Source organism: Variovorax sp. J22P240 (assembly GCF_030316855.1).
Lineage (GTDB): Bacteria > Pseudomonadota > Gammaproteobacteria > Burkholderiales > Burkholderiaceae_C > Variovorax.
The window spans coordinates 182,129-202,988 of sequence record NZ_JASZYR010000007.1; the positions used below are offsets into that span (position 1 = coordinate 182,129).

Below are 20,860 nucleotides of genomic sequence, written 5' to 3' on the forward strand. Positions count from 1 at the left end.
CCAACAGCCAGATCGCAGCCTTGGTCCATGGTGCCTCGAAAGCGATTGAGCAGCAGCAGGGGCGCGCCAGTTTCGGCCCCGATGACGCGATACGCAATCTCCTGCCCGTCGACATTCATGCGCAGCGTGGGAGCGGTGGTGGTGGGCGAGCTGGGCCCCGCCGCGCCGGCAGGCGGCACCATGAGCTCAAGAGGCCGAGCACTGCGGCCATGGAGAGCTTGAAGGCCTTCATGATTGGCCCCGGACGCGCGGAGATCAGTCCTTGATGAACGCGAGCAGGTCGGCGTTGATCACGTCGGGGTGCGTCGCGCACATGCCATGCGGCAGGCGGGGATAGACCTTGAGCTTGGCGCCTTTCACCAGTTCGGCCGACACCAGCCCCGAAGCGCCGATCGGCACGATCTGGTCGTCGTCCCCGTGCATGACGAAGGTCGGCACGTCGATCTTCTTCAGGTCTTCGGTGAAGTCGGTTTCCGAAAACGCCTTGACGCAGTCGTAGTGCGCCTTGATGCCGCCCATCATCCCCTGCAGCCACCAGTGCTGGCGGATGCCTTCGGAGATCTTGGCCCCGGGGCGGTTGTAGCCGTAGAAGGGCAGGGTGATGTCGCGGTAGAACTCGGCGCGGTTGCCGGCGACGCCCGCGCGGATGCCGTCGAACACGTCGATCGGCAGGCCGCCCGGGTTGGCCTCTGACTTGACCATGATCGGCGGCACGGCGCCGATCAGCACGGCCTTGGCGACGCGCTTCGTGCCGTGGCGTCCGAGGTAGCGCGCCACTTCGCCGCCGCCGGTGGAGTGCCCGACGTGGATCGCGTCCTTCAGGTCCAGCGCGGCGGTGAGCGCGGCGAGGTCGTCGGCGTAGGTGTCCATCTCGTTGCCGGTCCACGTCTGGGTCGAGCGGCCGTGGCCGCGCCGGTCGTGCGCGATCACGCGGTAGCCCTGCGCCAGGAAGAACAGCATCTGGTTGTCCCAGTCGTCGGCCGACAGCGGCCAGCCGTGGGAGAAGACGATCGGCTGGCCTTGGCCCCAGTCCTTGTAGAAGATCTCTGTGCCGTCCTTGGTCGTGATCGTGCTCATGATGTTCCTTTCCAATGGTGTGTCGCCGCGCGAAAGCCTCTTGGACGCCGCGCGCGGATTCGGCGGCCGAGGCGGGGAAATCGGTTTCGCTTTCAAGCCACGCGCGGTCAGTGCATGGCGCCGGGGATCCTGAAGCGGACCAGGTTCCACCGGGTCACCCGCTCTTCCCACTCGTCGCCCTCGGCAGCGGTCAGCGGCAAGGCCAGGTTGGTGACCACCATCCAGTCGCCCTGCACGGCGGTGGTGGCGGGAAACAGCAGGCCTCGCGGCGCACCGTCATGGCCGATGCCTTCGAATTCGCCGGCACGAACCAGGGTCCGGCCCTTTTCGTCCAGTCCGAGCACGACGTCCGCCTGGTTGGACGCGATCCACAGAAGTCCCTTGTAGAACAGCAGGCCGTCGGCGCCGAACACGCTTTCCGCGACGATCTCGATAGCGCCGGTCGAAGGCTTCAAGCGCAGCAGCCGGCCGTCTCCGGCGTTGTTGACGTAGAGGGCGCTCTCGTCGGTATTGAAGGCCAGCCCGTTGGCGCCGAAGGGCAAGGCGCCGGCAGTGGCCAGCAGCGGATCTCGCGACAGCACCTGCAGCGCGCATGGTGCGCAACTCGTCGCTCGCTCGATGCGGTAGATCGCGCCCTGGAACGAGTCGGAGATGTAGAGGTTGCGCGCCTTGTCGAAGACCATGCCGTTGGGTGCCGCGAAGCCGCTCGACCCGAAGGTGATGACGTCCTTGCTGCCGTCGGGGTTCGAGATCGATCTCGGCGACGGTGCAGGCGGCGTCAGCGCCTTGAACTCGACCAGGTCCTCGACCGGAGTCGAGGCGGTGAAGTCGGCGTCGATGCGCTGCAGCTTCGACGCACCGAAGTTCAGGATGTAGAGCTTGCCGTCGGCATACTCGATGCCGGTCAGGGGGGTGGCCCCGAAGCTCTTCTGGGCCAGCAGCCGACCCTCCTGCGAGTAGCGAAGAATTTGGTTGTTGCGCGCCGCCTCGGGCATGCGCGCATCGAAGGTCGCGACGTAGATCTCACGGGTCACTGGGTTGGAGGCCAGTCCTTCGGGATGGCGGACGTTGTCGGGAAGGCTGATGAACGGCTCCACCCTGATGCGGACCGGACCCTGATCGGCCGCCTGCGCCACGCCGGCCAAGCCGAGCAGCACCAGGGCGGATGCAAGGAAGCAGCTGAACGGGTTCATGGCTGTGCACCCTGCCCGGCCGGCATCGAGGCTTGCGAGCGAAGTCCGAAGAGGCGGCGAACCTGCAAGGCGGCCCCGGCGACGAACAGGACGAAGCAGGCTCCGACGGCTTTCTGTAGGGCCGGATCCTCGGGGCCGGAGAACAAGGGGGCACCGAGTGGCAAGCGGGTGAAGGTCTCGGTCAGTCCCGGAATCATGTGGAAGAACAAGGTTGCGCTGTAGCCGACGGTCGCCACGTAGGGCGAGGCGTTGCCGAAGACGCGCCGCCTTGTCGCCAGCCCTGCGAGCCCCAGCACCAGCAGCGTGACAACGCCCAGCGCGTGCGGCTTGCCAAAGCCGCCATGCTGGAAGATGCCGAAGCCGGTGAGACAGGTCAGCACCGTGGTCCAGACGTAGACGCGCCCGAGCCCCGTGGCGGGCGAGATCTCAAGATGGCGCACGAGCGCAAGTACGCCCGATGCCAGCGCCACGAGGCTGATGGCCGTGTGGATCGCGCCCAGGGATGTCAGTCCAAGCATGGTGTTCTCCTTTGAGTTCAGTCTTCCAAGAAAGCCAGGAGGTCGGCATTGACCCGATCTGCCTGGGTCGTGCAAATGCCGTGCGAGCCGCCCGCGTACACCTTGAGCGTCGAGTTGCGGACGCGCTTCGATGCTGCCGAGGCGGAAGCGACGAAGGGCACGATCTGATCGTCGTCGCCGTGAATGAACAGCGTCGGTACATTGAACTTCCTGAGGTCGTCGTTAAAGTCCGTCTCCGAGAAGGCCTCGATGCAGTCGTATTCGGGCCGGATGCCGCCCCGCATGCCAAGCAGGCAGAACGAATCGATCACCCCTTGCGAAGGCGTCGCGCCGGGCCGGTTGTAGCCGTGGAACGCCATGGCGAGATCCTGGAAGAACTGCGGTCGGTCGGTCGCAACGCCGGCCCGGATGCCGTCGAACACGTCGATCGGCAGCCCCTCCGGGTTCGCGGCCGTCTTCAGCATGAGCGGAGGCACCGCACCGATAAGCACGATCCGCCCGATCCGCCGGGTGCCGTGGCGGCCGACGTAGCGGGCCACCTCGCCGCCTCCGGTCGAGTGTCCGACCAAGGCGGCGGACTTCAGGTCGAGTGCTTCGATCAAGGTCGAGAGGTCGTCCGCGAAGGTGTTCATGTCGTGGCCGCCCGCCGGCTGGTCCGAGCGCCCGTGCCCGCGGCGGTCGTGCGCGATCACGCGGTAGCCGTTGTGCAGCAGGAACAGCATCTGCGCGTCCCAGGCATCCGCGTCGAGCGGCCAGCCATGGGAGAACACGACGGGCCGGCCAGTGCCCCAGTCCTTGTAGAAGATCCTCGTTCCGTCCCGGGAAGTGACGTAGCTCATGGCGTGCTCCTGATCCAGCGGGCGATGGCGCAAAGGTACCGGCGCACCTCCTGGGTGTCCCGGATGCGCGCTGGCGAAACCTGAAAACACCTGAAACCTTGTGCATTCACCCCGGGCACCAACGCCCCTTAAACTCCGCCCACCCGGCTGCGCAGCCCCGCCTCTTTTAGGATGAAACTCGCCGCTTACCCGAGCCCGTCGTTTGCATTCGGCCGCTGCCAGGTATCTGTCCAGCGGCGTGAGTTGCTGCGCGAAGGCCGCCCCGTCAGCCTGGGCGGCAGGGCTTTCGACATCCTGATCGCCCTCGTCGAAGGTCGAGGCGCCGTGGTCACCAAGGACGAGCTGATGCTGCAGGCCTGGCCCGGCCGGATCGTCGAGGAGAACACGCTGGAGGCGCAGATCTCGGCGCTGCGCCGCGCGCTGGGTGATGACCGGATGGTGATCCGAACCGTCGCCGGCCGCGGCTACCAGTTCGTCGCCGAGATCGCGGACGGGCTCGGCGCGCCGGAGGCCGAGGGCCTGCAGGCCGTGTCTACCGTCGCTTCGGCTATGCGTGCGCTGCCGGTGAGCGTGACGCCTCTGATCGGGCGCGAGGCCGCGCTGCGGGAGATCGTCGAGCTGGCCGCGAGCAGCCGGCTGATTACCCTCGTGGGAGCCGGCGGTGTCGGCAAGACGCGGCTTGCCATCGAGGCCGCCCGTAGCCTGGCAGCCGGCTTTCCCGATGGCGTGTCGATCGCCGAGTTGGGGCCCGTTTCGGCGGCGGAGTTTCTTCCCGCCACCGTGGCGGAGGCTCTCGGCTTTCCGCAGGGCGCAGGTACCCCTTCGCTGGACCGCATCGCCTCGGCGATCAGCCATCGACGCATGCTGCTCGTGCTGGACAACTGCGAGCACCTGGTCGACGCCGCGGCGCAGATCACCGAGAAGCTGTTGCGCGCCGGGCCGTTCGTCAGCGTCATCGCCACGAGTCGCGAGGCGCTCAAGGTCGACGGCGAGTACGTCTACCGGGTCGCGTCGCTCGATGTGCCCGGCGAGGAGGTCCGCGACGTCGACGAACTGCTGGCCTTCGGCGCCCTGCAGCTTTTCGATGCCCGCGCCGCTTCCGCCGGTGGCGAAGAGTCGGCCGGCAAGGCGCAGGCTGCCGAGCTCAAGGCGCGCATCTGCCGGCATCTCGACGGCATTCCGCTTGCCATCGAGCTGGCCGCGGCACGCGTGCGGGTCTTTGGACTCGAGGGCGTTGCCGACCGCATCGACGATCGGTTCAATTTGCTCACCGGCGGCGTCCGGACCGCCCTGCCGCGGCAGAAGACGCTGCGCGCCGCCTTGGACTGGAGCTACGAACTCCTGTCTGCGCAGGAGCGCGAAGTCCTCGGCAGGTTGGGCGTCTTCTTCGGTTCGTTCTCCATGGAGTCGGCCTCGGCCGTTGCTTCCTCAGCGGACATTCCGTCAGCCGCAGTGGTCGAGTGCCTCTCGCAGCTGGTGGAGAAGTCCCTCATCACGGTGGATGGTGCGGCCCGCGCGAAGTACCGCCTGCTGGAGACTACCCAAGTCTATGCGCGAGAGAAGATGCAGGCTCGGGGCGTCCTGCGGGAGTATTCGCTGCGCCACGCGCAACACCACCGCGACCTCTTCGTGCGCGCCGAGATCGAGTGGGAGACCCTGCCCACGGCCGAATGGGTTGCCCTGTACGCCGGCCATCTCGAGGGTCTGCGGACAGCGGTCAACTGGAGCTTTTCGCCGGAAGGCGACCCCTCGCTCGGCGTTGCGCTGACCACGAGCGCCGTATCGCTGTGGATGCAGTCCGGGTTGCTCGAGGAATGCCTGGCACGCGTAAATCAAGCCCTAGCCCACCTCGACGACGAGGAGGTGGTGGACAGCCGATCGCGGATGAAGCTGTATGCCGCGAAGGGCGCCTCCCTGCTGTACCAGGGCGTCGGCTCGGAGACCGGCGCCGCCTTCAGGCGTGCGCTCGATTACGCAGAGAGGCTGGGCGACGATGAGTACCGGCTGCGCGCGATCTGGGGGACGTGGAGCGTCACATACCTCAACGGCAACTACGAGGCCGCCCTGGCGCTGGCCCGGCGCTTCTCGGCACTGGCCGACGCGCGGCCTCACAAGGCCGACCGCCTTGTCGGCAGCCGAATGACAGGCATGTCGCTGCTCTGCCAGGGATGCTTGGGCGAGGCCCGCAGCGGGCTGCAACGCGTGGCCGAGCGCTATGAGGCGCCGGTTTACCGCTCGCACCAGACCCGCTTCATCTACGAGCAGAAGACGATTGCGCTGAGCTCGCTGGCGCATACGCTGTGGCTACAGGGCTTTGCGGATCAGGCCATGCGTGCGGCGCGGCAGGCGGTGGAAACCGCACGCGCACTCGACCACGCGCCTTCGATTTGCTATGCCCTCACCGAGGGGCTGTGCGCTATCACCGTCCTGACCGGCGGCGCGTCCGCGCTGGGGGATGCGGCCGCAGCGGCCGTCGCGGCCACGCGCCGCCACGGCATCTCGACCTGGAAGGCCCGCGGACGCATGTGGAACGGCCTGCTCGCGCTGGGCGCCGGCGACGGTCTGGCCTACGAGCGTGACCTGCGTCCAGCCTTCGACGAGATCGGCGAAGCGCTCTACGTGCTGCACTACACCGGTTTCGTCTCGGCGGTCTGCGAGGCACTGGGCCTTATCGATCGCGAAGACGAGGGGATTGAACTGGCCACGGCAGGCATCGAGCGCGCCCGACGCTTCGAGGATCGGTGCTCCTTGTCGGAGTTGCTGCGCGCGAAAGCGAACCTCATGGGCCGGAGGCCCGAGACAAGCCACTTGGCCGAAGCCCTGCTGGTCGAAGCGGTGGAGACATCCCGGCAGCACGATGCCCTGGCCTGGCGGCTTCGATGCGCGACGGGCCTGGCGGGCGTGTGGATGAAGGACGGGCGGCTGGAGGATGCGCGCAGCTTGTTGCGGCCGGTGTACGAAGGCTTCTCGGAGGGATTCGACACGCGTGACCTGCGGGCGGCCAGCCGTCTGCTCGAGGCGATGCGCTAGCGGCGAATTCAATTCAAGTTTTGTCCAATAGCTAGCAAAGGCCGGGGATTGTCGTCGGCCATCGTTTCCGACACGATGCGACAACATTTCCCTATCGTTTTTTGCATCGTGGGAGACGCCAGCTCCGGCTGCCTCCGGACTGTTCCGGACCTACTTTGAACTAATTGGACGCTCGCTCGGCCGGGCGCCGGACCGGACGTCATGCTGCTTTGTCAGCGCCAATGGTCGCGGTGAAACTTTCCGAGTGGGCCGGTGCAGCGACCGCGCAAACGGGAGGCTCGAAGTCCAACGCTGGAGCATTGCAGCCCGTCCCTGTTTTGACCGGGCAAGTTGGCCGCAGGAGAATCCACTCATCGCCGGCTCCCAAGACATCCCCATGCATCAGGGCGACGTTTGCCTTCGGCTAGTAGCCATTCTTGCCGCCGATGCGGAGGGCTATGCGCGGCTGATGGCAGACGACCATCTGGGAACCCTGCGTGAGCTCGAAGCCGCAAGGGCGATTTTCCGCGCTCACATCGAAGGGCAGGGCGGCCGGGTCGTCGATACCGCGGGTGATTCGATCCTTGCCGTCTTCGATAGCGCCGGCGGAGCCATCGCGGCGGCGATCGCCGTTCAGGATGCACTGAACGAAAGAGCCGACGGTGCATTGGACGGAAGGCGGCTGGCGTTTCGCATTGGCATCCACTTGGGGGATGTGATCGAGAAGCCCGACGGCACCGTGTATGGCGATGGCGTTAACGTCGCCGCCCGTCTGCAGGCCCTTGCGGCCCCGGGCGGAATTGCACTGTCCAGCGCCGTCCGGGGAGCAACCACCCGGGGCTCGGACATCGACATGGAAGATGCGGGTGAGCATCTGTTCAAGAACATTGCCATGCCGGTGCGCGTGTTCCGGTTCACTCGGGCCGCTCTCAATCGGGCTTCGCTCCCTCCTCTTGGAGGCTCGCCCAGTCTGTCGGTACTCGTGCTGCCCTTCGTGGAGCCCCAGGCTTCCGAGCAGCAGGCGTACTTTGCGGACGCCGTGACGGATGACATCACCACCGAGTTGTCGAAGCTTCGTGGCAGCTATGTCATCGGCAGCTCGACGGCGATGTCACTCAAGAAGCAGCGCATCGACGTGCGCGGCGCAGCGAGAGAGTTCGGCGTCCGCTATGTGCTTCAGGGACGAATCGAGCGGACATCGGCGGACATCGAGCTCAATGCCCAACTGTCGGACGCGGCCACCGGTGGAATTGTCTGGTCGGATCGAATCAGTACGAGCCAGGCTGACCTTCGTGCTCTGCGTCGCGAAGTGGTCGCTCGCTTGGCCAATGCGCTGGGCATCCAATTGGTCGTCGCGGAGGGAATGCGCACGAAAAGGGAACGACCCACGAACGCGATGGCCGCCGATCTGGTCATGCAGGCTCGTAGCGGCGGCGGGCTGGCCTGGGAGCAGCAGGACTATCGACGGTCGCTAGGACTCATCGATCGTGCTTTGACGATCGATCCCGACAACGCGGAAGCTCTGGTCTGGCGCGGAGCACTTCTCGTTACGCAAGCCGACAGTTGGCCTGGGCCAGAGTCGGACGAGCAGATCGAGCAGGCTGACGAGGTGCTTTCGCGCGCTATGGCCTTGAATTCGCCTGATCCGTGGGCTCAGGAAATGGTTTCGCGACTGCGCCATCTCCAGTTCCGCCCTTCGGCTGCCGCGGCTGCAGCGGAAACTGCCTTCGAACTCAGTTCGAACTCCGCCCGCCTGCACGCCTGGCTGGGCGCGTTGCAGGTCTATGGCGGCCACTGCGAGCAGGCGCATCCTCATCTTGAGCGCGCGCTGGCACTGTCTCCGCTCGATCCGCATCGCTGGGCGTGGTACCTATTCAAGGGAATGGCCACCCTGCTTGCGGGGGACTCTGTTGCGGCCGCCCCATGGCTGGAGAAGTCGCTCAATGTCCTGCCGAGATACTGGGCCTCCGTGAGCTTCCTCAGTTCCGCCTATGCCAACAGCGGGCAGATAAGACAGGCGCAAAGCCTGATCGCCACGGTTCGCGAGGAGGCCAAGGTGCGCAGGCGCTTTTCGCGGGTTGCCAACAACCCGGTGTGGCTCAAGCAGCTTCGGGATTTCTACCTTGAGGGGCTTGTCCGGTGTGGAGAAGTGACCCGCGAGTCCGCCGACGACTTCATCTCGGCCAAGCGACGGATGGCCGAGGAGTCGGGCACCGAGGTGAACTTGAAGTCACCACCTCCTTGACGACTGGCCAGGGGTCCGGCGCAAATGAGCGGCAGTTTCTAACCGAATCCAATAGGTGTCCGCAGGCGATCTCCAAAGTTGCTGCACTGCAGCATCCCCGAAAGTCGACCTTTCAGATCGGCACGGCGCGAAGACCTTCATCAGCAACGGCCTGAGCTGCGACATGATCATGCTGGTCTGCAAGACCGATCCCGCAGCCGGCGCCAAGGGGGTGAGCCTGATCATGGTGGAGGCCGATCGCGCAGGCTTCCGGCGCGGGCGCAAGCTGCACAAGGTGGGCCAGCCCGCGCCGACACGGCTGAACTGTTTTGCGTTGCGGATTCAACCGGTCGTAACGCCGTTTGCTGTCGTACACGCCTGGCAGTACGAAAAAATTGGACAGCCAGCTTTGAGCGATGAGCTCTCCGTTTCCGCTCAAGCGACTTGCCGAAAACTGCATACCAGCTCTGTGGGAGGGATGGCTTCGTCGAGGGAGTCCCGTCACTAGACTGGCAACACCGAACAAGACGAGCGCGTTTCGCGCCGGAAATGGAGACCATGGACGACCTGACCCAACTCAACTACGAACTGAACAACTTCGTAGCCACCCTCACGCTCAACAGCCCGCCAGTGAATGCGCTCACGCGCACGCTCAACGACGAACTCACGCTGGCTCTCGATCGGATCTCGGAGATGGACGAAGTGCGCGTCGTCGTGCTGACCGGCGCGGGCAAGGTGTTCTGTGCCGGCGCCGACCTCAAGGGCCGCGCTTCGGTCATCAAGGGCCCGGGCGACCTGCCCGCGCACTCGAGGCGAACACGCGAATGTTTCCATGCGATCCGAGAATGCGCCAAGCCGGTGATCTGTGCGATCAACGGCGCTGCGCTCGGCTCCGGTGTCGCGATGGCCGCCTCCAGCGACATCCTGATCGCATCGGAAAAAGCATCGCTCGGCCTGCCCGAAGTCGACGTGGGTCTGCTCGGCGGCTGCCGCCACGCGATGCGGCTCTTCAGCCACTCCCGCCTGCGTCGGATGATGTTGACCGGCATGCGCGTACCAGGGGCCGAGCTCTATCGCCTCGGCATCATCGAAGAGTGCACGTCACCGGAGGATTTGATGCCGAAGGCGCTGGAGATCGCGGCCACCATCGCGTCCAAGAGCCCGGTGTCGACCCGCATGGGCAAGCACACGCTGAACGTGATCGAGGACATGAGCCTGCGCGATGGCTATCGCTACGAACAGGACATGACGGCGCTGATCGGCAAGACCGACGACGCGAAGGAAGCGCAGCGGGCGTTTGCGGAAAAGCGCGCGCCGGTCTTCACGGGACGCTGATCCATGGCGCCCGCTGACTCACGCTTGCGGCCGGGCAACCTGCACCCGACGCGACGCGGAATGCTGCTGGCCTGCGGGTCGTTCGGGCTCTCCGCGTTGGGTCTGCCTGCCCATGCGGCCGGGTACCCGGACAAGCCGATCCGCCTCGTCGTGCCGTTCCCCGCAGGTGGCGCGACCGACCTGATGGCACGCACCATGGGCCAGAAGTTGGCGGAACGACTCGGCCAGGCCGTGATCATCGACAACCGCGCTGGTGCTGGCGGCGGCAGCGGCGCCGAAGCCGTGGCGACTGCGGCACCGGATGGCTACACGCTGCTGTTCGCCACCATGGGTTCGCTCACCATCAACCCGAGCCTGTACAAGAACCTGCGCTATGACCCGGCCAAGAGCTTCGAGCCCATCACGCTGACGCACAACACGTCGAACCTGCTCGTGGTCAATCCGGACGTGCCCGCCAAGTCGGTGGCCGACCTCATCGAGCTTGCGCGCAAAAAGCCCGGGGAGCTGACCTTTGCATCGGCGGGCAACGGCACGACCAGCCACCTGTCCGGCGAGCTCTTCAAGAGCCTGGCCAAGGCCGACCTGACGCACGTCCCCTACAAGGGGAGCGCGCCCGCGATGACCGACTTCCTCGGCGGCCGCACTTCGATGATGTTCGACACTGCGTCGAACTTCGTCGAATACGTCAAGACCGGGAAAGTGCGCCCGCTCGGGCTCACCGGCCGCAAGCGCCTGCCGACCATGCCGAACGTGCCAACCATCTCGGAAACACCTGGCATGGCCGGCTACGAAATGTCGCTCTGGCTCGGCGTGCTCGCGCCGGCCGGCACGCCCAGCAACATCGTCGCGAAGTTGCATGACGAGATCGGCGCGGCCATGTCGTCGCCTGACATCGTCCGGCAGATGGCCGATGCCGGCATCGAAGTTCGTCTCAGCACGTCGAAGGAATTCGCGGCACTGATTCGCGCGGATACAGCGAAGTGGTCGGAGGTGGTGAAGCGCTCCGGCGTGCGCCTCGACTAGTTTCCGATCGCCAGCCGCTCGTCACACGCGAGACGGCTTCTTTCCATCGGCAGCGTTCTAATCTTGAACAGCAAGCGTCAGGACCGGACGCGGCCCTCAAGACTGAAGGACACACCATGTTTGCCGAACCCTCCCCCAAGACACAGGACCTGCTGCAGCGGATGCGGCAGTTCTTCGACCAGCACATCTATCCCAACGAGGGACGCTACTACGAGGAGATGGATGCATTCCGTCGCTCGGGCAATGCCTGGCAGGTGTCGCCGCTGATCGAGGAGCTCAAGCCGCTCGCGCGCGCCGCCGGCCTCTGGAACATGTTCCTGCCGCACGAGTATCGCGGCGTGCCGGGTATTTCGAACCTGGACTACGCACCTCTGTGCGAAGTGATGGGCCGTGTCTCCTGGTCCGGCGAGGTGTTCAACTGCTCGGCGCCCGACACGGGCAACATGGAAACCATCGAGCGCTACGGCACCGAGGCGCAGAAGGACCAGTGGCTCGAGCCGCTGCTCGCCGGCCAGATCCGCTCCGGCTTCCTGATGACCGAGCCGGCCGTTGCCTCTTCGGACGCCACCAACATCCAGTGCACCATCACGCGCGAGGGCGACGAGTACGTCATCAACGGCCGCAAGTGGTTCTCGTCCGGCGCGGGCAGCCCGCGCTGCAAGATCTTCATCGTGATGGGAAAGACCGACCCTGACGCGCCGCGCCATGCGCAACAGTCGATGGTGCTGGTGCCGCGCGACACGCCCGGCGTGAGCGTGTTGCGCCACCTGTCGGTGTTCGGCTATGACGACGCACCGCACGGCCACATGGAAGTTCTGCTGGAAAACGTCCGCGTGCCGGTCGGCAACATCCTCCTGGGCGAAGGCCGTGGCTTCGAGATCGCCCAGGGCCGCCTTGGCCCTGGACGCATCCACCACTGCATGCGTTCCATCGGCGCCGCCGAGCGCGCGCTGGAGATGATGTGCGACCGCCTTCGTTCGCGCATCGCCTTCGGCAAGCCGCTGGCCGAGCAATCCGTCTGGCATGAACGCATCGCCGAGTCGCGCTGCCTGATCGACCAGGCGCGATTGCTGACGCTGAATGCTGCCCACAAGATGGACACGGTCGGCAACAAGGAAGCGCGTGCGGAGATCGCCATGATCAAGGTGGTCGCGCCCAACACGTCGTGCAAGGTGGTCGACTGGGCGATCCAGGCGCATGGTGCGGCCGGCGTCAGTCAGGACTTCTGGCTGGCCGAGGCCTATGCGCACCAGCGCACTGTGCGCATCGTCGACGGCCCGGATGAAGTGCACCGCAATGCCATCGCCAAGCTGGAGTTGTCCAAGAGGCCGATCGCAGCGTAAAGGGAAAAGACTTCAGCGCCCACACGAGCGCTGAAGTCTGCAATTCGACCGGCCGACTCGGCCGATGCCTTCGGCCGCCGCGCTATTCCAGCTTGGCGCCCACCGCCTTTGCCAGCGTGCCCCAGCGTTCCGACTCCGCGGAGATGAATGCTCCGAATTCCTCCGGCTTGCTGCCGACGACTTCCACGCCTTGCTGATCGAATTGCTGCTTCAGTTCCGGCGAGCGCAATGCGGCACCGACGGAGGTGTACAGCTTGTTGATGATCTCGGGCGGTGTGCGAGCCGGGGCGAGCATTCCGTACCAGTTGTAGGCCTCGGCCTTGGGCAAGCCCAGCTCGCCGACAGTGGGCACATCCTTGAGCACCGGGATTCGCTTGGCATTGGTCACCGCCAGCGCGCGCAGCTTGCCCGACTGGATGAAGGGCAGCACCACCGGGATGTCGACCATCATCATGTCCACCTGCCCGCCCATGAGGTCCGTCAGCGCGGGTGCCGCACCCCGATAGGGAATGTGGTTCATGTTGAGCTTCGCTTCGCGCTTGAGCAACTCGGCTTGCAGGTGCGGCGTGGTGCCGCTGCCGGCCGAAGCGTAGTTGATCTTGCTGGCATCGCCCGTGGCAGCGGCCTTCAAGTCGGCGAATGTCTTGAACTTCGAGTTGGCAGCCACGACCAGCACTGCAGGCACCTTGAGTGCCTGGGTGACGGCCACCAGGTCCTTCTGCGGGTTGTAGGGCATCGACGGCACGATGTGCGGAACGATGGCCAGTGCGCCGGCAGAGGAGAACAGCAGCGTGTAGCCATCGGCCGCCGATTTGGCAACGGCGTCGGCGCCGAGCAGGCCGCCCGCACCACCTTTGTTGTCGATGATGATGGACTGGCCCAGCGACGTACCCAGCCGGGAGCCCAGCGCGCGCGCTGTCTGGTCGACAGGACCGCCTGCGGGGAAGGGCACGATCACGCGGATCGGTTTGGTCGGGTAGGCCTGCGCCCATCCTGAAGTTGCGGCCAATGCGAAGGCAAGTGTCGCGGCGGATTTGAAAAGTCGATTCATGGTCAATGTCTCCGGTTCGTGATGAATGGACTTTAGGAACATGGCCGTCTCGTGGCACCGCTCTTCCGCGCAAACCTGCTATGCGGACCGGTGCAGTGCGGGACGCCGGTATGCGCCGCGGCGCATCACAGCGTTGCCGCCGAGGGCGTAGCCCGGAACGCATCGCACTTCCAGAATTGTCTCCATCCAAAGGAGACTTCACATGACCACCGCCAAGGGCCCCCTCTCGCACGTCAAGGTGCTTGATCTGAGCCGCATCCTCGCCGCCCCCTGGGCCAGCCAGATCCTCGCCGACCTCGGCGCCGACGTGATCAAGGTCGAACGGCCGGGCGCTGGCGACGACACCCGCACCTGGGGCCCTCCGTTCCTGAAGGACGCCGAGGGCAAGGACACCAAGGAAGCGGGCTACTACCTCGCCGTCAATCGCGGCAAGCGCTCGATCACCGTGAGCCTCGAAAAGCCCGAAGGGCAGAAGATCGTCAAGGCGTTGGCCGCCAAGGCGGACATCGTGCTGGAGAACTACAAGGCCGGCACCCTCAAGCGCTACGGGCTCGACGAGGCTTCGCTGCGCGAGATCAACCCGCGCCTCATCTACTGCTCGGTCACCGGCTTCGGCCAGACGGGACCGCGGCGCGACCAACCCGCGTACGACTTCCTCATCCAGGCCATGGGCGGCCTGATGAGCGTGACCGGCGAGAAGGACGGTCGCCCGGGCGGCGGGCCGCAGAAGGTCGGCATCCCGATGGTCGACCTGATGACCGGCATGTACACCGCCGTCTCAGTGCTGGCCGCATTGGCACGGCGCAACGAAACGGGCGTCGGCGACAACATCGACATCGCGATGCTCGATGTGCAGGTCGCCACCCTGTCCAATCAGGCCATGAACTATCTGGTCTCGGGCAAGGTGCCGCGCCGGAACGGCAACGCGCATCCCAACATCCAGCCGCAGGACGTGTACGCTTGCGCGGACGGCGATGTGATCCTGGTGGTGGGCAACGACGGCCAGTTCGCGAAGCTGTGCGAGGTGTTCGGGCGGCCCGACTGGATCGTCGACGAACGCTTCGCCACCAACGCACAACGGGTGCGCAACATCGGCGAACTATCGGGCATGTTGCGCGACGTCTTCGCCGAGTGGGAGCGCGACCGGCTGATTGCAGCCCTCGACAAGGCGGGCGTGCCTTGCGGCCCCATCAACACCGTGGCGGATGTGTTCAAGGAACCGCAAGTCAAGGCGCGCGAGATGCTGCGCTACGTGCCGCACCCGAGCGGCGTCGACGTGCCCCAGGTGGTCAGCCCGATGCGCTTTGCCGAGTCGCCGCTGCAGACACAGTCCGCCCCGCCCCTGCTCGGCCAGCACAGCGATGACATCCTCGCGGAGCTGGGCTACAGCCCGGGATGCATCGATTCCTTGCGCGCCGCGGGAGCGATCTGATGGCGGAAAAGATGAAACTGCACTGGTCACCCAAGTCGCCCTATGTGCGAAAGGTGATGATCTGCGCGCACGAACTCGACGTCGTGCACAAGCTCGAGCTCGTGCGCTCGGTGGCGGCCATGCTCAATCCCAACGCGGCCCTCATGGTGGACAACCCGTTGTCGAAGATTCCGACGCTGGTTCGCGAAGACGGCTCGACGCTTTTCGATTCGATCGTGATCTGCGAATACCTGAACGATCAGGCCGGCGGTTCGCTGTTCCCGGTGCAGGGCGAGGCACGATGGCAGGCGTTGCGCTGGCATGCGCTGGGGGATGGCCTGCTCGATGTGCTGATCCTGTGGCGCAACGAGCGCGAACGCGAGCATCCGTTGCAGGCGCTGACGGATGCCTTCGAGCTCAAGACCCGCGCTGCGTTGAAATTGCTCGACGCAGAGGCCGACCCGATCGGCGGCGCGCCGTTCTCCATCGGCCACGTGACGCTTGGCTGCGCCCTCGGGTATCTCGACTACCGCTTCGACGCCCTGGGCTGGCGCGCGCTGGCGCCCCGTCTCGCCGACTGGTTTGCAACTTTGCAGGCTCGCCCGTCCTTCCAATCCACGGAGCCTGTCGATGGCTGATCAACACACCTCGAGCTGCGGCGATGCGTTGCCGCTGACGAAGAGCGTCATCGTGGTCGGTGCCGGCACCATGGGAAGCGGCATCGCGGAGGTGGCGGCCGCCGCCGGGCACACGGTCTACCTGCGCGATGCCAGCGACGCGGCAGTCGAGCGCGGCCTCGGCATGATCCGCGCAAGCCTGGACAAGCGGGTGGCGCGCGGCAAGCTCGACAGTGCGGCACGCGACGAAGTGCTGAAGCGCGTTCAATCCACATTGCCCGACGGCGCAATGGCCGAGGTCGGTCTCGTGATCGAGGTCATTTACGAAGACCTCGAAGCCAAGGTCAACGCGCTCTCGGCGCTGGAAAGCCAATTGCCTGTCGATGCCATCGTCGCCACCAACACCTCCTCACTGTCGGTCACCGCGCTGGCCGGTCGATTGAAGCGACCGGAGCGCGTCGTCGGCATGCATTTCTTCAACCCGGCCACCGTGCTGCCGCTGGTGGAAGTTGTCAGCGGCCACGTCACCGCGCCCGACGTGGCGCAGACGATCTTTGCGACGGCGCTGGCCTGGGGCAAGACGCCGGTGCACTGCCGCTCGACGCCGGGCTTCATCGTCAACCGGGTCGCGCGCCCGTTCTATGGCGAGGCCCTGCGGCTGTTGCAGGAGCAGGTGGCCTCGCCCGCGACCCTCGATGCCGTGATGCGCGAGTCCGGCGGCTTCCGCATGGGGCCGTGCGAACTCATGGACATGATCGGCCACGACGTCAACTTCGCAGTCACTCGTTCGGTATACCAAGCCTTCTTCGACGATCCGCGCTACAAGCCATCGCTGATGCAGAAGGATCTCGTCGATGCCGGCTGGCTGGGACGCAAGTCGGGCCGAGGCTTTTTCGACTACCGCGACGGTGCAGGTCCCGTCGTGATCGACGAGCTCGCGACGGTCAGGAAGCCATTGGTCGTTCGTGTCGAGGGCGACCTCGGCCCGGCGCGACCGCTGGTCGATCTGTTGGCGACGCTTGACGACATTCGCCTGGAGCGGTCGGCAGGCGATGGCCTTTTGCGCATCGACGGGCTTGTACTTGCGTTGACCGATGGCCGCACCGCGACCGAGCGCGCCGCCGCGCTGGGTGAGGCCGTGGTGCTGTTCGACCTCGCCCTTGATTTCGCCACCTGTGGCCGAATTGCCATTGCCGCGGCGGCCCAGGCAAGCGCCGCCGACGTCCTCAAGGCCGCGGGCCTGTTCGGCGCATTGGGCAAGCGTGTCTCGCAGCTCGCGGACGTGCCCGGCATGTTGGTGATGCGCACGGTGGCCATGCTGGTCAACGAAGGCGCTGAAGCCGTCTACCAGGGCATCGCCTCCGCCGACAGCGTCGACGCAGCGATGAGAAAGGGCGTCAACTACCCCGTCGGTCCGATGGCATGGGGCCGCGACATCGGTCTGGCAACGGTGCTTCGCACGGTTCGCAATCTGGGCGCAAGCTATGGTGAGGACCGCTACCGTGGTTCGGTGTGGCTGCAGCGCGAAGTGCAGGCCGCCTCATGAATGCCGAGACCCTTTGTCCCGTGGTGCGCTGCGAGCGCAGAGGCCGTGTCGGCATCGTGACCATCGACCGGCCGGAGCGTCGCAATGCCCTGAATCTCCAGGTCAAGCGCGACCTGGTCGAGCAGCTGGAGGCGCTGGCGAACGACGATGCCGTTGCCGCCGTGGTGCTGACCGGCTGCGAAGGCTATTTCGTCGCCGGCACCGACATCGGCGAGATGTCGACCATGCGACCGAACGACCATGTGCGCCTGGACACCGACCGGGTCTTCCACGTGGTGCGGCAACTCTCGAAGCCAGTGATCGCCGCAATGGAAGGCTACGCGCTGGGTGGTGGCTGCGAACTGGCGCTGGCCTGCGACGTCATCATCGCGGCGGAGGACGCCAAGTTCGGTCAGCCCGAAATACGGGTCGGAATCATGCCCGGTGCCGGCGGCACGCAGCGGCTGCTGCGCGCCGCGGGGCGCTACAAGACGCTGCTGTGGAGCCTGACCGGCGACATGATCCCGGCCGGCGACGCCTACATGGCCAATGTCGTGAGCGAGTTGGTTCCGACTGGGCAAGCGCTGACGCGGGCCATCGAATTGGCTGGACAGATCGCCGCCATGCCGCCGCTGGCGGTTCAGTCCATTCGCGACGCGGTGCGTCTCGGTGCGGACGTGCCGATGGACACCGCGCTTGCGCTCGAGCGCCGCTACTTCGAACGGCTGTTCGACAGCGAGGACCAGAAGGAAGGCATGCGCGCGTTTCTCGAAAAGCGCGCTCCGCGCTACGAGGGGCGCTGATCCGGGCTCCCGCGACTGGCGAGGGCCGACAGCCCGGCCCGTGGAAGCTGTCTCGCCGCGGTGGGCGCTTTCATCGGTAAAGGCCTTCCGGGTTGATGCGCAGTACCCTGTCTGCGACAACTTCGCTCGCCGCCCACTCCTTGAACATCGAGAGCAATTGCGCGGTATCGGGAACGGGCGTCACGCGCAGGTGGGGCCAGTCGCTGCCCCACACCAGACGCTCGGGGTTGGCTTCGATCATCCTTTGCTGGAACGGCCGCCCCGCTTGCCAGGCGGATGAACTGAGCAGGTTGCGGTAGGCGCAAAGCTTGACCCAGACCTTGCCGGTTTCCAGCAGGCCGAGCAGGGTGCGGAACCCTGCATCGTCGACGCCAGCGTTCACGTCGAAGCCCCCCATGTGATCGATCACGATGGGGACGGGCAATCCCCGCAACTGCGATGCAATGGCCGGCAAGGCCTTGCAGTCTGTCCAGAGTTCCGCATGCAGGCCGGCATCCGCCAGTGCAGGGGCCAACGCGCACAGGTCGTCGAATGACGCGCTGCCCGCGAAGTTGGTGCCAGGGCCGCTGCGATGGCTGAAGCGTGCGCCACGCACGCCGCGCTCACGCAAGCCGCCAAGCGCCAGTGGATCACCAGGTTGCACCACGACCACGCCGCGCAGGGCGGGCTGCGCGGCCAGCACGTGCAACAGCAGCGCATGGTCCTTGCCATAGGCACTTGGATGCACCAGCACGCCTTGGCCCAGGCCGAGTCGTGCGAGCAGGTCCATATACGCCGACTCGATGGCTTCAGGTGGCGTGTAGCTTCGCTCGGCCGTCAACGGAAAGCGATCGTACGGACCGAACAGGTGGGCGTGGCAATCCCACCCCTGGGCAGCACGCCGCGCGCTTGCCGCGTCGCTCATTGCAGCGCTGCTTTCTGAGGCAACGGGAACGCTGGCGCCACGCCTTCCGGCAGCGGAATCTCGTGGCAATTGAGCGTCATCGCGACCATCGTGTAGTAGCCGACCAGGGCCGTCAGTTCAACGACGGTCCGCTCGCCGAAGCGCGCAAGGGCGACCGCGTAGGTCGCATCGGAAACCGAGTTGTGGCGGTTGAGCTCGACCGCGTAGTGGTAGACGGCGGCGTCGTCTGCCGACATGCCCGGCGGTTCGGTCTGCGCGAGCAGCGCTTCGATGATCGGGGGCTCGATGCCGGCCTTTTCTGCCTCGGCGCGATGGGCGTACCACTCGAAAGGCGAATTGCAGGCGCGCCCGGTGACGAGGATTGCGATCTCGGACAGCCGCGGCGGCAGGGTCGTGCCGTAGCGCAGCAGGGCGCCGATCGCCTGCCATTTGTCCGCGAGTTCGGGGTTGTGGAGGGCGGCGCGAAGTGGACCCTGGATGCGCCCGCGCGGGCCGGAAATGATCTTGTCGTAGACGGCGCGCTGCTCGGGATTCATCGTTTCAGGCGCGGGCAGGGAAATTCTTGGCATGCGGGTGTCTCCAGTGATCGATCGTTGCCGACGAGCTTAGGGGACAAGCGCAGGCGGCGCATCTGCGCGCACCGCAACGCTGTTATGCGCGCGCTTGCAAGGCGGCGGCTACGCAGGACCGCCGAAATGCCACATGCCGGTGCGTGCGCTGTCTTCCACGATGCTGACGATCTCCGAGGCGACAGCGGACACGGCCCGGCCAGGCCCCTTCGTGCGCGCCAATGCCATGGAAACGATCCGTTGCAGCGGTGGCGAGACGATCCTGGCGGCTTGCAATCGGCCTTCCTGCACCTCCGTCCAAACGGCGTGAATGGGCAAGACGGTGTAGAGCCTGGCTTCGGCGACCGTCGATCGCATGAGCGGAAGCGAATCGGCCTCCAGAGCCGGCGCGAGAGTGATGTGCTCCTGACGCGCCATGGCGTCGAGCGCTGTCCGCAGTCCGTTGGGCGCGCTCGGCAAGATGAACGGTAACTCGTGCAGCGACGAGAAGGAGATCTCGGGTGCCTTCGTCAGCCGGTCGCCTGCCGGACCGATCAGGTAGCTGTCGACGGTGGCCAGCGCTTGCTCCAGCTCGTGCAGCGCGCTGCCGTAACGATAGAGGATGGCGATGTCCACGCGCGCATCGGCGAGCCATTCCTCCACCTGTCCACTGGAGCCCTCGAGGATCTTGAGTTGGATCCCGGGATGACGATCGCGCAACTGCTTGAAAAGGCGGCCGACGATCGGATTGGTGATCGAGGGCAGCGATCCGATGGTGACCCGGCCGGAGGGCTCACGCGCCTCACCGTGGATTTCCAGCTCGAGTTGCTCCGCATCCGAAAGCAGTGCCTTCACCAGAGGGAAGATGCGTTGCCCCACATCCGACAGCGCCACGCCGCGGCCGGTGCGGTTGAAGAGGCGAGCTTTGCATTCCCGTTCCAGCGCATTCAGATGACGACTCAGTAGCGACTGGTTGCTGTCCAAGAAAAGTGCCGCGCGCGTCAGGCTGCCGAGTTCGGCGATGGCGAGAAACGCGCGCCACTTCTGAAGATCGGACGTGATGTCGAGTTGGATCTGGGTGGCTTTGCCGGAGTGCATGGGACTTTGCTCGCAGCGTGGGATGCGAGCGATTGTCCTGCGCTTGAGCGGGGGGCGAATGCCGGCTTTCCCTCAGTGCGCTGTGATTTGCTTCTCTGAGGAGGCCAGCCATGACGTGGCGGCGGTGGCCAATTTCGATCAAGTGGCGCTGCCGGGCACGAAGCCATCCAACGATGCCACCTTGCTGCTCTTGAGCGGCCTTGCCCATCTCGGCAGCAATGCGGGCGGAAGCTGACTTTGGAATTCACGCCAGGTATGTCGATTCAGGGCCGCGAGCACCAATTCGCGGCCGCGCCTGACAGCTGACCTTCGGCGTGATCTCCCGGTTGGCCAACGCCTGCT

17 protein-coding genes and 1 pseudogene are annotated in these 20,860 nt (G+C 65.7%); 10 read left to right on the top strand and 8 right to left on the bottom strand.

What is annotated here, in order from left to right; all coding sequences use genetic code 11:
* Positions 1–255: 255 nt before the first annotated feature.
* From QTI24_RS19090 to QTI24_RS19105, 4 genes are all read right to left on the bottom strand, one after another.
* A complete protein-coding gene (locus QTI24_RS19090; protein WP_286602596.1) occupies positions 256–1,077 on the bottom strand; it encodes an alpha/beta fold hydrolase in 822 nt (273 codons plus the stop codon).
* Between the two features lie 107 nt (positions 1,078–1,184).
* Positions 1,185–2,270, bottom strand: coding sequence for an NHL repeat-containing protein (locus tag QTI24_RS19095; RefSeq protein ID WP_286602597.1), 1,086 nt, complete (start codon positions 2,268–2,270; stop codon positions 1,185–1,187).
* A complete protein-coding gene (locus QTI24_RS19100) occupies positions 2,267–2,788 on the bottom strand; it encodes a hypothetical protein (RefSeq protein ID WP_286602598.1) in 522 nt (173 codons plus the stop codon). The genes QTI24_RS19095 and QTI24_RS19100 overlap by 4 nt, the downstream gene beginning before the upstream one ends.
* A 17-nt stretch (positions 2,789–2,805) precedes the next feature.
* Positions 2,806–3,627 (bottom strand): alpha/beta fold hydrolase, encoded by an 822-nt coding sequence (locus tag QTI24_RS19105; protein ID WP_286602599.1) that lies wholly within the window; start codon positions 3,625–3,627, stop codon positions 2,806–2,808.
* A gap of 243 nt (positions 3,628–3,870) precedes the next feature.
* Here QTI24_RS19105 and QTI24_RS19110 point away from each other — a divergent pair, with 243 nt between their 5' ends.
* The 6 genes and pseudogenes from QTI24_RS19110 to QTI24_RS19135 all read left to right on the top strand — a co-directional run bounded on the left by QTI24_RS19110 (position 3,871) and on the right by QTI24_RS19135 (position 12,561).
* The gene (locus QTI24_RS19110; RefSeq protein ID WP_286602600.1) at positions 3,871–6,657 is read left to right on the top strand and encodes an ATP-binding protein; all 2,787 of its coding nucleotides are present in this window, start codon (positions 3,871–3,873) and stop codon (positions 6,655–6,657) included.
* A gap of 376 nt (positions 6,658–7,033) precedes the next feature.
* A complete protein-coding gene (locus QTI24_RS19115) occupies positions 7,034–8,881 on the top strand; it encodes an adenylate/guanylate cyclase domain-containing protein (protein ID WP_286602601.1) in 1,848 nt (615 codons plus the stop codon).
* A 124-nt stretch (positions 8,882–9,005) separates the two neighbouring features.
* Positions 9,006–9,190 (top strand): annotated as a pseudogene (locus QTI24_RS19120) (acyl-CoA dehydrogenase family protein); the annotation flags it as partial.
* A 228-nt stretch (positions 9,191–9,418) separates the two neighbouring features.
* Positions 9,419–10,195 carry an enoyl-CoA hydratase/isomerase family protein gene (locus QTI24_RS19125; RefSeq protein ID WP_286602602.1) on the top strand — a complete coding sequence of 259 codons (777 nt, stop codon included), beginning with the start codon at positions 9,419–9,421 and terminating at the stop codon, positions 10,193–10,195.
* Between the two features lie 3 nt (positions 10,196–10,198).
* Positions 10,199–11,218 carry a Bug family tripartite tricarboxylate transporter substrate binding protein gene (locus QTI24_RS19130; RefSeq protein ID WP_286602604.1) on the top strand — a complete coding sequence of 340 codons (1,020 nt, stop codon included), beginning with the start codon at positions 10,199–10,201 and terminating at the stop codon, positions 11,216–11,218.
* Between the two features lie 116 nt (positions 11,219–11,334).
* Positions 11,335–12,561 carry an acyl-CoA dehydrogenase family protein gene (locus QTI24_RS19135; protein ID WP_286602605.1) on the top strand — a complete coding sequence of 409 codons (1,227 nt, stop codon included), beginning with the start codon at positions 11,335–11,337 and terminating at the stop codon, positions 12,559–12,561.
* Between the two features lie 82 nt (positions 12,562–12,643).
* On the opposite strand, the gene QTI24_RS19140 is transcribed toward QTI24_RS19135, so the two are convergent.
* Complete coding sequence (locus tag QTI24_RS19140) at positions 12,644–13,612, bottom strand: Bug family tripartite tricarboxylate transporter substrate binding protein (protein WP_286602606.1); 969 nt, start codon at positions 13,610–13,612, stop codon at positions 12,644–12,646.
* A gap of 202 nt (positions 13,613–13,814) precedes the next feature.
* Between QTI24_RS19140 and QTI24_RS19145 the strand changes: the two genes are divergently transcribed.
* Genes QTI24_RS19145 through QTI24_RS19160 form a run of 4 tightly spaced genes read left to right on the top strand, consistent with a single transcriptional unit; the run spans position 13,815 to position 17,968 of the window.
* A complete protein-coding gene (locus QTI24_RS19145) occupies positions 13,815–15,044 on the top strand; it encodes a CaiB/BaiF CoA transferase family protein (protein ID WP_286602607.1) in 1,230 nt (409 codons plus the stop codon).
* Between the two features lie 11 nt (positions 15,045–15,055).
* On the top strand, positions 15,056–15,661 hold the full coding sequence (locus tag QTI24_RS19150) for a glutathione S-transferase family protein (protein WP_286602608.1): 606 nt from the start codon (positions 15,056–15,058) through the stop codon (positions 15,659–15,661).
* The gene (locus QTI24_RS19155) at positions 15,648–17,186 is read left to right on the top strand and encodes a 3-hydroxyacyl-CoA dehydrogenase (protein WP_503011284.1); all 1,539 of its coding nucleotides are present in this window, start codon (positions 15,648–15,650) and stop codon (positions 17,184–17,186) included. The genes QTI24_RS19150 and QTI24_RS19155 overlap by 14 nt, the downstream gene beginning before the upstream one ends.
* Positions 17,183–17,968: an enoyl-CoA hydratase-related protein gene (locus QTI24_RS19160; RefSeq protein WP_286602611.1), complete on the top strand. Its 786-nt coding sequence runs from the start codon at positions 17,183–17,185 to the stop codon at positions 17,966–17,968. Before QTI24_RS19155 ends, QTI24_RS19160 begins: the two co-directional genes overlap by 4 nt.
* 70 nt (positions 17,969–18,038) lie before the next feature.
* Here the strand turns inward: QTI24_RS19160 and QTI24_RS19165 are convergent, their stop codons facing one another.
* From QTI24_RS19165 to QTI24_RS19175, 3 genes are all read right to left on the bottom strand, one after another.
* Positions 18,039–18,872 carry an amidohydrolase family protein gene (locus QTI24_RS19165; protein WP_286602613.1) on the bottom strand — a complete coding sequence of 278 codons (834 nt, stop codon included), beginning with the start codon at positions 18,870–18,872 and terminating at the stop codon, positions 18,039–18,041.
* Positions 18,869–19,441: a carboxymuconolactone decarboxylase family protein gene (locus tag QTI24_RS19170; RefSeq protein ID WP_286602614.1), complete on the bottom strand. Its 573-nt coding sequence runs from the start codon at positions 19,439–19,441 to the stop codon at positions 18,869–18,871. The genes QTI24_RS19165 and QTI24_RS19170 overlap by 4 nt, the downstream gene beginning before the upstream one ends.
* A 108-nt stretch (positions 19,442–19,549) precedes the next feature.
* On the bottom strand, positions 19,550–20,518 hold the full coding sequence (locus tag QTI24_RS19175) for a LysR substrate-binding domain-containing protein (RefSeq protein ID WP_286602615.1): 969 nt from the start codon (positions 20,516–20,518) through the stop codon (positions 19,550–19,552).
* Positions 20,519–20,860: the final 342 nt, after the last annotated feature.

Coding starts and splice junctions, on each gene's coding strand:
- QTI24_RS19115 (WP_286602601.1), top strand. CDS start 7,034: ATGCATCAGGGCGACGTTTGCCTTCGGCTAGTAGCCATTCTTGCCGCC.
- QTI24_RS19140 (WP_286602606.1), bottom strand. CDS start 13,612: ATGAATCGACTTTTCAAATCCGCCGCGACACTTGCCTTCGCATTGGCC.
- QTI24_RS19160 (WP_286602611.1), top strand. CDS start 17,183: ATGAATGCCGAGACCCTTTGTCCCGTGGTGCGCTGCGAGCGCAGAGGC.
- QTI24_RS19095 (WP_286602597.1), bottom strand. CDS start 2,270: ATGAACCCGTTCAGCTGCTTCCTTGCATCCGCCCTGGTGCTGCTCGGC.
- QTI24_RS19150 (WP_286602608.1), top strand. CDS start 15,056: ATGAAACTGCACTGGTCACCCAAGTCGCCCTATGTGCGAAAGGTGATG.
- QTI24_RS19090 (WP_286602596.1), bottom strand. CDS start 1,077: ATGAGCACGATCACGACCAAGGACGGCACAGAGATCTTCTACAAGGAC.
- QTI24_RS19125 (WP_286602602.1), top strand. CDS start 9,419: ATGGACGACCTGACCCAACTCAACTACGAACTGAACAACTTCGTAGCC.
- QTI24_RS19135 (WP_286602605.1), top strand. CDS start 11,335: ATGTTTGCCGAACCCTCCCCCAAGACACAGGACCTGCTGCAGCGGATG.
- QTI24_RS19175 (WP_286602615.1), bottom strand. CDS start 20,518: ATGCACTCCGGCAAAGCCACCCAGATCCAACTCGACATCACGTCCGAT.
- QTI24_RS19100 (WP_286602598.1), bottom strand. CDS start 2,788: ATGCTTGGACTGACATCCCTGGGCGCGATCCACACGGCCATCAGCCTC.
- QTI24_RS19165 (WP_286602613.1), bottom strand. CDS start 18,872: ATGAGCGACGCGGCAAGCGCGCGGCGTGCTGCCCAGGGGTGGGATTGC.
- QTI24_RS19105 (WP_286602599.1), bottom strand. CDS start 3,627: ATGAGCTACGTCACTTCCCGGGACGGAACGAGGATCTTCTACAAGGAC.
- QTI24_RS19130 (WP_286602604.1), top strand. CDS start 10,199: ATGGCGCCCGCTGACTCACGCTTGCGGCCGGGCAACCTGCACCCGACG.
- QTI24_RS19170 (WP_286602614.1), bottom strand. CDS start 19,441: ATGCCAAGAATTTCCCTGCCCGCGCCTGAAACGATGAATCCCGAGCAG.
- QTI24_RS19145 (WP_286602607.1), top strand. CDS start 13,815: ATGACCACCGCCAAGGGCCCCCTCTCGCACGTCAAGGTGCTTGATCTG.